Raw genomic sequence first — 13,355 nt, forward strand, 5'->3', positions numbered from 1 at the left:
GCTTCGGCTTCGGCTTCGGCTTCGGCTTCGGCTTCGGCTTCGGCTTCGGCTTCGGCTTCGGCTTCGGCTTCGGCTTCGGCTTCGGCTTCGGCTTCGGCTTCGGAAGTCAATTCGTCCGCAGCGTTATCCGCGTCAACGGATTTCTCATCCGAGACTGCATCACTTTCGGTTTCGGCGGCCTCTGCCACCTCTTCGACGCTGGGGTCTTCGACCGGTTCCTGATCGGGTTTCTTCTTATCAGCCACCGCGTTAATCCCCTTATCGATTCCCAAAACACATGAACAACAGACTAACCCAAGTTAATCTGCACCCGGCGCGCTCTCAACCCGCATCACGTGTTTCACGAGTTTTTTCACGGCTTTCTGCATTTTGTCCGGGGTCGGTTCATCCGCGATCTTCAGCCGCTCGAAACTCAGTGTTTTAAGGGGTTCCGCCGTGGCTTCGCTGATCGCGGCCAGCCACAGAGGCGCGGATCCGGCCCAGACATCGGCAAATTGTCGCGCTGTGCGGGGCGAAAATAGCGGGGCGATGATGGGCTGATCACCCTCGGCGGCGTGGGAAGCCTCATCACTCAGCGGCAGAAGTTGCTGTCGATAAATCGGCTGTTCTCGGGTGGTCAGCCCGGATTCAGTCAAACGCGCGGCCACGTTGCCACGGCTGTGTTCTCCGCGCAGATGTAGCAGCGGGCTGTTTGGCTTGAGTTTCAGCAGATTGGCCACCAGCCCTTCGGCCGTCGCACCCAGCATCTGCGCTTCCCACCCTGCTGCCTGCGCTGCCTGCGTGGTCACCGGACCAACGCAATAGGCGGGCAGGCTGCGTTCCACATTCAATACGGCGGCGGCATTCACGCCATTTGCCGAGGAAAAGATCAGTCCAGCAGAATCATCGGACTCAACCATGACACCCAGCGGTTCGATTTTTAACAAGGGTGAATGGATAACCGCGACTTGCGACCGAATGTGGTCCGGCAGTTGCGCAACGAACCTGTCCGAGGCGGCGCGAGGGCGGGTCATCAACAAATACAACGGTCGGCGCCTTCGGCCTTGGGATTGTTTGCATCCGCGCGGGGTGATACCCCGCTTGGCAATCATGATGCAACGGATCAGGCCTATGGTGCAATCACTTACCGTCCTTGGACTGGAAAGCAGCTGCGACGATACCGCAGCCGCCGTTGTGCGGCAGGGCACAGGCGTAGGGGCCGAGATCCTGTCATCCGTGGTGCATGGCCAGACTGAGTTGCACAGCGCCTATGGTGGCGTTGTGCCTGAGATCGCAGCGCGTGCGCATGCGGAAAAGCTGGATATTTGCATCAAACAGGCTCTAACACAGGCCCAAATTGGCTTAGATGATCTGGACGCTATCGCTGTCACCGCCGGTCCCGGCTTAATTGGCGGCGTAATATCCGGCGTAATGTGCGCAAAGGGCCTAAGCGCAGCAACCGGGTTGCCGCTGATCGGGGTGAACCATTTGGCCGGGCACGCGCTGACACCAAGACTGACCGACGAGATTGCTTTTCCCTACCTGATGCTGCTGGTCTCGGGTGGTCACTGCCAATATCTCATCGCTCATGGACCGGAACAGTTCACCCGCCTTGGGGGGACGATCGACGATGCCCCCGGTGAAGCCTTCGACAAGACCGCCCGTCTGCTGGGCCTACCCCAGCCCGGCGGCCCCTCGGTCGAGGCTGAGGCGCGCGCGGGTGATGCCAAACGTTTTCGCTTTCCCCGGCCCCTTCTGGATCGCCCCGGATGTGACCTGTCTTTTTCGGGACTCAAGACCGCGCTGATGCGGATGCGGGATAAGGTCGTAGCCGAAAAAGGGGGGCTGACCCGACAAGATCGCGCTGATCTGTGTGCCGGTTTTCAGCAGGCTATTGTTGATACCTTGGCTGAGAAAACCCGCCGCGCGATTGCCCAGTATCTTGAGACATCACCGTCAGAACCGGTTATTGCCGTTGCCGGAGGTGTCGCAGCAAATTCCGCTATTCGCTCAGCATTAGAGACTGTTTCTGCGGAAATGGGCGCCCGATTTACTGCCCCTCCGCTGGCTTTGTGCACTGATAATGCCGCAATGATCGCCTATGCGGGTATGGAACGATTCCGCACCGGTGCACGAGATGGGTTGGACCTGACGGCGCGGCCCCGCTGGCCCTTGGATCAAACCAGCCCTGCAATGCTGGGTAGCGGCAAAAAGGGGGCTAAGGCATGAGCGTGACCGTCCTTGGTTCTGGCGCATTTGGAACCGCTCTGGCGATATCTTTGGCGGGCAATGGGCCTGTAACTCTCTGGTCACGAGATGTCGAGCAAGCAGCGCAGATGCAGCACGGGCGCGAGAACCCGCGACGATTGCCTGGCGTTACACTGCCCGCCAGTGTTTCAGTGACAGCTGAATTAGAACAAGCGGCGCAATCCGATGTGTTGTTACTGGCCGTCCCAATGCAAAAGCTGCGCGATGCGTTGACGCGATGTTCCGACGAACTGAGTGGCAAGGTTTTGGTGGCTTGTTGCAAGGGGATCGAACTTTCCACGGGGCTGGGTCCCGTTGCAGTCATCCGTCAAACCGTTCCGGACGCACTTCCGGCCTTGCTGACTGGCCCCAGCTTTGCCGATGATATCGCGCGCGGTTTGCCTACGGCGTTGACGCTGGCTTGTGATGATGCCGAACTGGGTGAAGCGCTTCAGCAAGAGCTGACAACTGCCAATCTGCGTCTTTATCGTACCGCCGATACCGTCGGGGCAGAGCTAGGTGGAGCGTTGAAGAATGTGATGGCTATTGGTTGCGGCGCGGCCATTGGTGCCGGGCTTGGCGACAGCGCCCGCGCTGCGTTGATCACACGTGGATTTTCTGAGATGCAGCGCTTTGGCGCCCAGCGCGGGGCACGGCCCGATACGCTGATGGGGTTATCGGGGCTGGGTGATCTGGTGCTGACCTGCTCATCCGAATTGTCGCGAAACTATCGTTTTGGCCTTTGTTTGGGTCTAAGCAAGCCATTTGACAGCACCACAACCGTCGAAGGTGTCGCCACTGCGCAGGCCATGTCCGAAATCGCAGCGAGCGAAGGGTTAGACATGCCCATCAGCGCAACGGTGGCGAAACTCAGCAGCGGTGCCTACAGTGTCACCGACGCGATTCAGGCCCTGCTGGGTCGCCCACTCAAGGAGGAATAATATGCTCATCGCCCTGATCGCCCGGGATAAAGCTGGTGCCCTACAGACCCGGCTGGACAACCGCACGGCCCATCTGGCTTACATTGAAGAAACCGGTGTTGTGGCGCAGGCTGGCCCGTTGCTGGACGGCGATGCAATGATCGGATCGCTGGTCATTCTGAACGTCGAGGATCTGGCCGCCGCGCAAGCTTGGGCTGAGAATGACCCCTACGCGCTGGCCGGCCTGTTCGACTCGGTTGAATTGATCCCGTGGAAAAAGGTCATCGGCTGATGGCATATTGGCTGTTCAAATCCGAACCCTCGACTTGGAGCTGGGATCAGCAGGTCGGCAAGGGGGACGCGGGCGAGGAATGGGATGGGGTGCGCAACTACCAGGCCCGCAATTTCATGCGTCAGATGCAGATTGGTGACCGGGGTTTTTTCTACCACTCGCAAAAGGACAAGGAGATTGTCGGCATTGTCGAAGTCTGTGCCGAGGCCCATCCCGACAGCACAACCGATGATGAGCGTTGGGAATGCGTGGATATCAAAGCCGTCCGGTCTTTCACAATTCCGGTCAAACTGGATCAGATCAAGGCGGATGAGCGTTTGGGTGAAATGGTTCTGGTCAAGAATTCACGCCTTTCAGTGCAGCCGGTCAGCGATACAGAATGGCAGTTGATCTGCGCTTTGGGCGAGACAGAGGCGGATTGAATGAAAAGGGAAGGCCCTGACGACTTCAGAACCTTCCCTACCCCGCGTGCTCCCAAGCTCACCACACGCATACGGAAATCTGTTGGTTCTGACCGTCCTGGTCATATCCTGACCTTAGCCGATTTCAGAACCGCGCTTCAAACGCCAAGTGTTTAGAGTTTCAATCAAATACAAAACACCCGCCGGTAAGACCGACGGGTGCTGAAATGGTTCTTGGCTGGATCAGCTATAGACCGATTCTTTGCCGAAATGCTTGGTCAGCATGTAATAGACGACAGCGCGGTACTTGTTACGCTCGGACATGCCATAGGTCTCCATGGCCTTGTTGATCCCTTCCATCAGTTCGGGACCATCCGACAGGCCCAGCTTTTTGATGAGGAAGTTGTTCTTGACCGTCTCAAGCTCGCCTTCCTGGCTGGCCGCCACTGTCGACGCATCCGCGTCATAGATCGCCGGACCACAACCGATGGTGACCTTGGTCAGCAGGTCCATATCGGGGTCCATCCCGCATTTGCCTTTTAGATCTTCAGCGTATTTGGCGATCAATTCGTCGCGTTTGCCCATGTCCCAATCTCCTTAATCCATTGTCACGGAACTTTTTACCGATGCACGAGAGACTAGCCTTGTCGGCGGAATTCCCAAAAGGGAAAAATCACAAGGTTTCCCCCTAGGCTGAACTTCGCGGGACTCGGTGATTTGATTTTTTCAGATTTATTATTTAACATTTTTGTTAATTATGATTCCCGGAGGTCCCCATGCCCGTAACGTTACCGAATGAAACCACCGAATATCGGTCAGCTCGTAATGCACTTCTATCCGCCGAGCGGGACCTGAGAGCAAAGGTTGAAGAGGTCGCGGCCTTGCGCCGTTCTCTTCCAACCGGAGGCAAAACCCCTAACGATTATGCGTTCCGAGATCTGGCAGGCGAGGGTGCGCCTATGTCGTCGCTGTTTGGCGATAAGGATACGCTGATTATCTATTCGCTGATGTACGGACCCGACGCGGAACGCCCCTGCCCTATGTGTTCGGCGTTTCTGGACGGGCTGAACTCTCAGGTTCATCATCTGAAGCAGAACGCCTCGGTCGCCGTAGTGGCGCAGAATACGCCCGAAAAACTCTCGGCGCTCAAGGATGAGATGGGTTGGAATGCGCTGCCGCTCTACTCAGCATTAGGGACGAATTACCAACGTGACTATCTGGCCGAGACCGACGGGGGTGATCAGCTTCCCATCCTGAATGTCTTTCAACAGCTCCCTGATGGCATTCATCACTTCTGGAGTTCCGAGCTGTTCTTTGAACCCAGCGATTGGCATCCCCGGCACGTGGATGCGGCTTGGCCACTGTGGAATGTTCTGGATTTCACGCCACAGGGCCGCGGCGATTTTATCCCGTCTCTACGCTGAGGTACTATCGGCAGTAGCCCCAGCCGGGCCCCTGCAGGTGGAAGTGATCGGCATGTAAGCGGTTGTAGTCAGGGCCAAGCACCACGCGGAACCAGTCACAGGCTCCGCGCCATATCTGGCGCAGAAAATCGGCCTCGGGCCCGTCAGCGTCCCAGTCAGCCAGCAGGTTCAAGCTGCGCCCGTCCGAGAGATCCATTCCGACGATGTCGATCGCGTCCGCAGTGGCGTGACTGCTCCAACCATTGTCTTGTCCTTGCGCGGTGCGCATCCGGCGGCAATTATAGCTGCCGATCTGACGCAATCTGCTGACGGAAGTCCCCAGTAGTTGCTGCGCAGCGGGTTGCACAACATGGTGTTCCCACATGACAAGCCGCAAAGTTGTGGCACACCGGGTCTCGACTGCAGTGATGCGGGCGTTCACCAGACCAGACAACCGGCCGCGTCCCTCGATTCCGCAATTCTGGTCCACCACCAGATCGTCCAGCGGATCAAACCGAGCTCCAGCCTCGGCCAAGGCTGCACGGCATAAAGCGTCATCCGCCAGTGCGCGGTTCAACTGGTAGGGAGTGACCGGAGTCACTGGCGCGGTCACGGTCAGATCACGCAGCGGGTTCCAGTGCGGGGGTACAGGCGTATTGGGATGGGCAAGCAGCCACCAAACGCCGCCGCCCAACAAGGTCAACAGCGTTAAGAGGCCGAAAAGAAAAGACGCCGCCGAAAGCAGGATTCGGCGGCGTCTGGAAGCTTTGGTCATGCGTCTTTCGCACTTAGTAGCGGTAGTGTTCCGGCTTATAGGGGCCTTCGGGTTTCACGCCGATATAGGCCGCCTGATCGCTGTCCATCTGGGTCAGCTTCACGCCGATCCGGTCCAGATGAAGACGGGCAACTTTTTCGTCCAGATGCTTGGGCAAAATGTAGACTTCGTTCTTGTATTCACCGCCCTTGGTGAACAGCTCGATCTGGGCCAGAACTTGGTTGGTGAACGAGGCCGACATCACGAACGAGGGGTGACCGGTGGCGTTGCCGAGGTTCAGCAGGCGGCCTTCGGACAGCAGGATAATGCGGTTGCCCGAGGGCATCTCGATCATGTCCACCTGTTCTTTGATGTTGGTCCACTTGTGGTTCTTCAGGCTGGCTACCTGAATTTCGTTGTCGAAGTGACCGATGTTACCGACGATGGCCATGTCCTTCATCTCGCGCATGTGCTCGATGCGGATCACGTCCTTGTTGCCGGTGGTGGTGATGAAGATATCCGCGTTTGCGACTTCGTCTTCCAGCAGGGTGACTTCGAACCCGTCCATGGCCGCTTGCAGCGCGCAGATCGGATCGACTTCGGTCACTTTCACGCGGGCGCCTGCGCCACGCAGCGAAGCCGCCGATCCTTTGCCCACGTCACCATAGCCGCACACAACCGCAACCTTACCGGCCATCATGGTGTCGGTGGCGCGGCGGATGCCATCAACCAGCGATTCCTTGCAGCCGTATTTGTTGTCGAACTTCGACTTGGTGACCGAGTCGTTCACGTTGATCGCCGGGAACGGCAGGTGGCCATCTTTCACCAGCTGATACAGGCGGTTCACACCGGTGGTGGTTTCCTCGGACACGCCCTGAATCTGGTCGCGCATCTTGGTGAACCAACCCGGCGAAGCCGCCATACGCTTGGCGATCTGCTTCTTGATCACCTCTTCCTCTTCCGAACCCGGAACAGGGATAATGTCCTCTCCTGCCTCGGCACGTGCACCCAGCAGGATGTACAGCGTCGCGTCGCCGCCATCGTCCAGGATCATGTTCGGGCCTTCGTCAAACAGGAAGGATTTGTCCAGGTAATCCCAATGCTCTTCCAGCGTCTGGCCCTTGATGGCGAAAACGGGAATACCAGCCTCGGCAATCGCCGCCGCCGCGTGGTCCTGCGTTGAGAAGATGTTGCACGACGCCCAGCGCACATCAGCGCCCAGCGCCACCAGCGTTTCGATCAGAACGGCGGTTTGGATGGTCATATGCAGCGAACCGACGATCCGCGCGCCTTTCAGCGGCTTGCTTTCGCCATATTCGGCGCGCAGGGACATCAGCCCCGGCATTTCCGTTTCAGCGATATCCAGTTCCTTGCGGCCAAACCCGGCCAGCGAAATGTCCTTAACGATATAGTCCCCGGCCATCAGGTTCTCCACTCCGGTAAATCTTGGTCCGGGCTGCCCCTAGCATTCCTTGGGACAGGAGGCAATGTGGATGGCCGGAAACAGGAAGTCTGGTGACAAAATATCAGCTTGGCGTACCCTCTGCCTTGATTTTGGGGATCGCTTCAAAAAAATCAGTGCCAACGGCGACAATACAACTCATGCCGTTCGCCTGGGTCACCAAAACGGTATAACTTCCCGTTTCCTTCGAGGTCCAAACCTCCATGACCGTCTGCCCGCCACGTGATTTCTGAAGACCGCCAAAGGTTAATTCCTCGGAGTAATTGTCTTGCAGTTTGGTAATCACGTGCTCGCGCTCTGCGCAGTTCTGGGCAAAGGCAGGTGGCGCGGTTGCGGCCATTCCGAAGGTCAGGGTTATTGCAAACAAACGCTTGAACATAGCAAGCTCCTTTCGATACGAGTTTCGTTTCGAGAGGGCGCAACTGGGAGGAGTCAGCACCCCCCTCAGTCCTTGATGTCGGGATCGTGTCGCGCAGGTTCAAAGCACGAATGCTCAAGAAATTGTTGGCAGCATGTGATCCAGACAGATACATCATACCACAAGAACGCGAATTGAACGTGTCCCAGTTCACAAGGCATGGTAAAATGGCAACACAACCCAGAGCGTGGCAAAGAATGCTGTCGGGCCGTCGGCTGGATTTGCTGGACCCGACACCCGTGGATATCGAGATCGAAGATATCGCGCACGGGCTGGCCTTTGTGGCGCGGTGGAACGGTCAGACCAACGGGGATTTTGCTTATTCCGTGGCCGAGCATTCCTTGCTGGTGGAAGAGCTTTTTGGCCGCATCGCACCAAATGCACCGACGAAATGGCGGTTGGCGGCACTGTTACACGATGCCCCCGAATATGTGATTGGTGACATGATCTCTCCGGTGAAATCCGCCGTTGGCCCGGATTATGGTGATTTAGACGACCGGCTGGCTGCTGCGATTCATATACGTTTCGGGTTGCCCGCCGTGGTACCAATAACAGTGAAACGCCAGATCAAGAAGGCGGACAAGATCAGCGCCTGGATGGAGGCGACGCAGATCGCGGGTTTTTCTGATACCGAAGCATCAAAGTTCTTTGGTCGTCCGGACAAGGCAATATTAAAGGGGTTGCAGATCAAACTGCGTCCCCCGATTGAGGTGCGGCAGGCCTATACCGCGCGGCATCAGGAATTGTTGGGCAGCATTTAGGTCGCCAATAGATCAGCAGCTCGGCCTATGCTAATTTTCCGCTAAAACAAGACCATAATCGGACGCAGGTTCAGATGAGCGACGCAGACAGCCAGATACCGGTCACGAACGCGCAGATGGAATATGCCAACGCGTGTTTACGTGAAGCGTACAATCTGACCGGCCGAGGGCGGGTGCGCAATCTGATCCGAAAGTCACTGCTGCCACAGTTGATCGCCTACCGGGGCATTCGAATCCACCTGCACCCGTATGACAATTTCAGCGAATTCTCTCTTTGGCAGAAGGGCCGGTCTCCGGAAGAGCTTGAGCTGAATTGGCTGAAAGAAAGCTTTGCGGGGAAGACTCTCAAGGTTTTGGATATCGGGGCAAATTTTGGTCTGTATTCACTTTTCTTGTCGTCAATTCTTAGCCCGGACTCCCGGATTCATGCGTTTGAGCCTAATCCGACACTGGCCGAACGCCTCAGCAATAATTGCTCTCTGAACGGATTTGGCAACGTGGAGCTGAACACTTTCGCGATCGCGGGCGAAACTGGTGAGGCGACACTTATTATAGAAAAGCGGGGCGACACGGCCACCAATCTTGGTCAGGCGCGCTTGGCAAACGACCCAGCGTATCTGGAGCTATCAAAATACGATACGATTGAGGTGCAGACCCGAACACTGCTTGAGCTTACACATCTGCATGATGCCGATTTTGCCAAGCTTGATGTTGAAGGGCACGAGCCGAACATTCTTATGCCTTTTCTTGAAAGCGCAGAAGATGCAGCGCTTCCCCAATATCTACAGCTGGAAACCGTGAATCTTGGTGATAGCGCCGAACGCCTGTTTGCCTCACTTTCTGATCGTGGCTATGAAAATGCCTTTCAAACTCAACGTAATATCATCTTCAGAAGATAGGCCGTGCAAGGAAGAATCGCGATCATGATCAAACCAACTCAGGCCAAGCCGATATGAAGGTCGGGTTGTTCTCCTGCGCCAAGGATGAAGGGCCGTTTATACTTGAGTGGGTCGCGTATCATCTGCTGGTCGGGTTTGATCCTATTCTGATTTACAGCAATGACTCGACAGACGGCACCGCCGAGCTGCTTGATGCGCTGGATGATAACGGGGTTATTTCCCATGTTCTGCAAGGTCTGAAACCCGGGCAAGTACCACAGCATACAGCGGCAGAAACGGCCTATGCGCATCCTTCGCTTAACGATGCCGATTGGCTGATGTGGCTTGATAGCGATGAGTTTCTTTTCTGTGCAAACGATGAAAATCAGGTCGCAGGTCTCGTCGAACGCTGTTCCGGTTTCGCCGAGGGCATCGCCGTGAATTGGTTGATCTTCGGAAATGGGGGCAACGACAAGTGGGAACCGGGGCTGGTCACGCAACGATTCCTAAAGCGTGCCGATACAGATCATAACTTGCATCGCTACTTCAAAACGCTTTTTCGAAAGTCTGATAAAATACGGGGGTTTGGCCTGCACCGGCCCTACTTGCGACCGGACTTTCGAAACGATGGATCGCAATTTGTAAATGCTGCGGGCCTGCCGATGCACGAACACATGTATCGTTCGGGATTGCGACGAAGACATGCGCTGGGTGCCGCGCCAGAGCATCTGTCTACACACGATTGGGCTGCTGTCATTCACTACCCGGTGAAAACGCGAGACAGCTTCGCGCTCAAGCGGCAGCGCGGGCAAGGCACGAAAGCGACAGATGCACCCAACCGGTCCAGCCGGTTTCGTGAAAGGTATTGGAATAAGTACAACCAGAACAGCGTCGTGGATGATCGAATGCTGGCGATGGGCGGTAGGCTGCAGGCAAAGGTTGATAAGTTGCTGTTATTGCCTGAGGTTGGGTGCGCGCACTCTGCCTGCCTTAAGAATTACGCGCTGAGGCTTCAAACTCAGGCTCAACCCGCGCCCTGAAAGTCGTTTGGAACGGCCCGGAGAATACATGCTATTAAGTCTACGGGTCTATCTTGGACTGCGCTTCGCCAGAATCCGCTGCAACGTCCGGCGGTGCATGTTCAACCGGCGCGCGGTTTCCGAGACGTTCCGGTCGCACAGCTCATAAACGCGTTGGATATGTTCCCAGCGGACGCGGTCGGCGCTCATGGGGTTTTCCGGCGGCGGGGGCAGTTCGTCGCCCTTGGCCAACAGAGCGTTGGTGATGTCAGTGGCGTCGGCGGGTTTGGACAAATAGTCGGTTGCACCAATTTTGACCGCCGCAACGGCGGTGGCGATGGCGCCATAACCGGTCAGAACCACAACCCGGCTGTCGGGGCGTTTTTCGCGCAGCACTTCAACCACGTCCAGCCCATTGCCATCTTCAAGTCGCAGATCGACCACGGCATAGGCAGGTGGGCGGGCTGTGGAAATGGCGCGGCCTGCGGCGACGGAACCCGCGGTTTCAACCTCGAATCCGCGTTTTTCCATGGCCTTGGCCAGACGTCTCAGAAACGGCTCGTCATCATCTACCAGCAGCAGCGATTTGTCGGGGCCGATTTCAAGCTGGGAACTGTCTGCCATATGTGGGTCTTTCCGCTATTTCATGCCTCTTGGCTTAAACATGAGTAATAGCAGCGCCATTCCAAAGGTCAAACCGACTGTTGAGGATCAGGCCTGATCAAGGAAGCAGCCAATCTTGTCCGCCATCTGCTCGGCCGTTTCATCGCGTTTGAAAAATTCCAGAAACCCGTCCTCGGGCGTCATCAGATAGGTAAAGGTCGAGTGGTCGACCAAATAATACTCATCGCTTTTGTCTTGGGCCTTGTAATAGGTCTTGTACGCCTTGCTGGCCGCCTTGATCTGCTCGGGCGATCCGGTCAGGCCAATCACGCGTTCATGCAGGTTGAACGCGAAATCGCCCACGACCTCGGGGGTATCGCGATCCGGGTCTATCGAGATGAACAACGGCGTCACCGACTGACCGCGCTCGGCCAGCAAATCGATCGTGTCGACATTGCGCGACATGTCAAAGGGGCAAACATCCGGGCAGAAGGTATAACCGAAGTAGACAAGCGTGGGCTCGGTGATCACATCCTTGTCGGTTACTGTCTCACCATTGGCGTTAAGCAGTTCGAACGGTCCGCCGATTGCGGCGCTCCCACCCGCAATCTGAGACGAGCGGCACTGCGCGTATTTGTCGTCCGCGCCGCCTCGCGTCAGCAGCCACATTGCGCCAAGACCAATTGCAAGAACAACAGTTGCGAGAATAGCATAAAGACGAACCATGGCGCGTATCCTGATACGAAAGGGGATGTTGATCGATTCTGCCGGGACACCTATCAACATGTCGGACCGACGCAATAGGACATAATCGACAGATGACGAATTCCAACACCAGTCTTTGGCGTGGGCAGGAGCGCAGTACCTGGATCAGGCTGCGCACGCTGATCCTGCTACGATGGGTCGCCATTATCGGCCAGTTTACGGCCATCACGGTTGCACAGAAATATTACGACGTTCAGCTTGAGCTGGCATTGTGTTATTTCGTCATCGGCATTTCGGTGATGGGTAACCTCACGGCCATTCTGTTGTTTCCCGAAAACAAGCGCTTGTCGGAATTCGAGAACTTCCTGATGGTGCTGTTCGATCTGCTGCAGCTGTCGATCCTGTTGTATCTGACGGGGGGGCTAAACAACCCGTTTGCGCTGCTGTTGCTGGGCCCGGTGACGATTTCTGCAAATGTAATGAGCACCCGCTCGACCCTGATCATCGGCAGCGTTGCGGTGATCCTGACCACTTTGCTGGCGCAATTCCACCTCCCGCTGAGAACCAATCTGGGGTTGGTGCTGGATATCCCCGATATTTTGCTGTTCGGAAACTGGGCGGCGATTATCATCGCCATCGTTTTCATCGGCGCCTATTCGCACCGCATCAGTTCCGAAGTTCAATCGATGTCTGAAGCGCTCTCGGCCACCCATATGGCGCTGGCGCGCGAGCAAAAGCTGACTGATCTTGGTGGTGTGGTGGCCGCCGCCGCGCATGAGTTGGGTACGCCGCTGGCTACGATCAAGCTGGCCAGTTCAGAACTGATCGAAGAGCTGGACGACCGGCCTGAGCTGATGGAGGACGCAGCCTTGATCCGCGAACAGGCTGACCGCTGCCGCGACATCCTGCGCGATATGGGCCGAGCTGGGAAAGATGACTTGCACCTGCGTCAGGCGCCTCTGTCCACCGTGATCCATGAAGCGGCAGAGCCACATATCAATCGTGGTAAAGTGGTGCATTTCGACGAAGGACCAGTTGCGGATGGCGATGTGCAGCAGCCCTCGATCCTGCGCAAGCCCGAGATCATTCACGGGCTGCGCAACCTGATCCAGAACGCAGTGGATTTCGCCCAGTCGACGGTCTGGGTCGAAGCTGAATGGACCTCTGACCGGATCAGCGTTTCGATCATGGATGATGGGCGCGGCTACCCCTCTCACATCATTGGTCGGATTGGTGACCCATTCATGCGCCGCCGCCGCGCCGATCGCAGTAGTCGGCCGGAATACGAAGGCATGGGGCTGGGTCTGTTCATCGCCAAAACCCTGCTGGAACGCAGCGGTGCCGAACTGAGCTTCGCCAATGGCGCGGACCCTTATCAGACCCTGACTGACCAACCGGATCGCAGGGGGGCGATCGTCAATGTCGTTTGGCCGCGCAAGCTGATCGACGCGCAAACCGGAGACACTCCGGTTCCCTCGGGCGCCAACCAACCGTTCCAGATCTGAGTTAAGAC

16 protein-coding genes and 1 pseudogene are annotated in these 13,355 nt (G+C 56.8%); 9 read left to right on the forward strand and 8 right to left on the reverse strand.

From position 1 onward, the window contains the following. A pseudogene (locus tag ACR0NE_RS20860) lies at positions 1–245 on the reverse strand (hypothetical protein); the annotation flags it as partial. Between the two features lie 54 nt (positions 246–299). Continuing rightward, positions 300–1,013, reverse strand: a complete 714-nt coding sequence (locus tag ACR0NE_RS20865; RefSeq protein ID WP_170407952.1) for a uroporphyrinogen-III synthase — start codon at positions 1,011–1,013, stop codon at positions 300–302. A 97-nt stretch (positions 1,014–1,110) separates the two neighbouring features. On the opposite strand from ACR0NE_RS20865, the gene tsaD reads away from it, so the two are divergent. Genes tsaD through ACR0NE_RS20885 form a run of 4 tightly spaced genes read left to right on the forward strand, consistent with a single transcriptional unit; the run spans position 1,111 to position 3,860 of the window. Next, positions 1,111–2,208, forward strand: a complete 1,098-nt coding sequence (gene tsaD, locus ACR0NE_RS20870) for a tRNA (adenosine(37)-N6)-threonylcarbamoyltransferase complex transferase subunit TsaD (RefSeq protein WP_170594963.1) — start codon at positions 1,111–1,113, stop codon at positions 2,206–2,208. Next, positions 2,205–3,167, forward strand: coding sequence for an NAD(P)H-dependent glycerol-3-phosphate dehydrogenase (locus tag ACR0NE_RS20875; RefSeq protein WP_170594960.1), 963 nt, complete (start codon positions 2,205–2,207; stop codon positions 3,165–3,167). Before tsaD ends, ACR0NE_RS20875 begins: the two co-directional genes overlap by 4 nt. A gap of 1 nt (position 3,168) precedes the next feature. Continuing rightward, positions 3,169–3,438, forward strand: coding sequence for a YciI family protein (locus tag ACR0NE_RS20880; RefSeq protein WP_170425387.1), 270 nt, complete (start codon positions 3,169–3,171; stop codon positions 3,436–3,438). Continuing rightward, positions 3,438–3,860: an EVE domain-containing protein gene (locus ACR0NE_RS20885; RefSeq protein ID WP_170397911.1), complete on the forward strand. Its 423-nt coding sequence runs from the start codon at positions 3,438–3,440 to the stop codon at positions 3,858–3,860. Before ACR0NE_RS20880 ends, ACR0NE_RS20885 begins: the two co-directional genes overlap by 1 nt. Positions 3,861–4,082: 222 nt before the next feature. On the opposite strand, the gene ACR0NE_RS20890 is transcribed toward ACR0NE_RS20885, so the two are convergent. Beyond that, positions 4,083–4,424 carry a DUF2853 family protein gene (locus ACR0NE_RS20890; protein WP_170397892.1) on the reverse strand — a complete coding sequence of 114 codons (342 nt, stop codon included), beginning with the start codon at positions 4,422–4,424 and terminating at the stop codon, positions 4,083–4,085. Positions 4,425–4,615: 191 nt separating this feature from the next. Here ACR0NE_RS20890 and ACR0NE_RS20895 point away from each other — a divergent pair, with 191 nt between their 5' ends. Continuing rightward, positions 4,616–5,263, forward strand: coding sequence for a DUF899 family protein (locus tag ACR0NE_RS20895; RefSeq protein WP_170425381.1), 648 nt, complete (start codon positions 4,616–4,618; stop codon positions 5,261–5,263). Positions 5,264–5,267: 4 nt separating this feature from the next. Here the strand turns inward: ACR0NE_RS20895 and ACR0NE_RS20900 are convergent, their stop codons facing one another. The 3 genes from ACR0NE_RS20900 to ACR0NE_RS20910 form a co-directional block, all read right to left on the reverse strand. Then, the gene (locus ACR0NE_RS20900; protein ID WP_170594957.1) at positions 5,268–6,017 is read right to left on the reverse strand and encodes an extensin family protein; all 750 of its coding nucleotides are present in this window, start codon (positions 6,015–6,017) and stop codon (positions 5,268–5,270) included. A gap of 13 nt (positions 6,018–6,030) precedes the next feature. After that, a complete protein-coding gene (gene ahcY, locus ACR0NE_RS20905; RefSeq protein ID WP_170566592.1) occupies positions 6,031–7,419 on the reverse strand; it encodes an adenosylhomocysteinase in 1,389 nt (462 codons plus the stop codon). A gap of 103 nt (positions 7,420–7,522) precedes the next feature. Next, positions 7,523–7,837: a hypothetical protein gene (locus ACR0NE_RS20910; protein ID WP_170397881.1), complete on the reverse strand. Its 315-nt coding sequence runs from the start codon at positions 7,835–7,837 to the stop codon at positions 7,523–7,525. Between the two features lie 206 nt (positions 7,838–8,043). Here ACR0NE_RS20910 and ACR0NE_RS20915 point away from each other — a divergent pair, with 206 nt between their 5' ends. The 3 genes from ACR0NE_RS20915 (at position 8,044) to ACR0NE_RS20925 (ending at position 10,555) form a co-directional block, all read left to right on the forward strand. Continuing rightward, the gene (locus ACR0NE_RS20915) at positions 8,044–8,637 is read left to right on the forward strand and encodes an HD domain-containing protein (protein ID WP_170594954.1); all 594 of its coding nucleotides are present in this window, start codon (positions 8,044–8,046) and stop codon (positions 8,635–8,637) included. A 74-nt stretch (positions 8,638–8,711) separates the two neighbouring features. Beyond that, positions 8,712–9,536: an FkbM family methyltransferase gene (locus tag ACR0NE_RS20920; RefSeq protein ID WP_170397875.1), complete on the forward strand. Its 825-nt coding sequence runs from the start codon at positions 8,712–8,714 to the stop codon at positions 9,534–9,536. 53 nt (positions 9,537–9,589) lie between these two features. Then, a complete protein-coding gene (locus tag ACR0NE_RS20925) occupies positions 9,590–10,555 on the forward strand; it encodes a glycosyltransferase family 2 protein (RefSeq protein WP_170594952.1) in 966 nt (321 codons plus the stop codon). A gap of 48 nt (positions 10,556–10,603) precedes the next feature. On the opposite strand, the gene ACR0NE_RS20930 is transcribed toward ACR0NE_RS20925, so the two are convergent. Together ACR0NE_RS20930 and ACR0NE_RS20935 are read right to left on the reverse strand one after the other, a co-directional pair. Next, on the reverse strand, positions 10,604–11,158 hold the full coding sequence (locus ACR0NE_RS20930; protein ID WP_039542641.1) for an ActR/PrrA/RegA family redox response regulator transcription factor: 555 nt from the start codon (positions 11,156–11,158) through the stop codon (positions 10,604–10,606). 87 nt (positions 11,159–11,245) lie between these two features. Continuing rightward, positions 11,246–11,863 (reverse strand): SCO family protein, encoded by a 618-nt coding sequence (locus ACR0NE_RS20935; protein WP_170407931.1) that lies wholly within the window; start codon positions 11,861–11,863, stop codon positions 11,246–11,248. Between the two features lie 92 nt (positions 11,864–11,955). Between ACR0NE_RS20935 and regB the strand changes: the two genes are divergently transcribed. Beyond that, the gene (gene regB / locus ACR0NE_RS20940; RefSeq protein ID WP_170397866.1) at positions 11,956–13,347 is read left to right on the forward strand and encodes a sensor histidine kinase RegB; all 1,392 of its coding nucleotides are present in this window, start codon (positions 11,956–11,958) and stop codon (positions 13,345–13,347) included. Positions 13,348–13,355: the final 8 nt, after the last annotated feature.

It is taken from the genome of Ruegeria sp. C9, assembly GCF_056537585.1.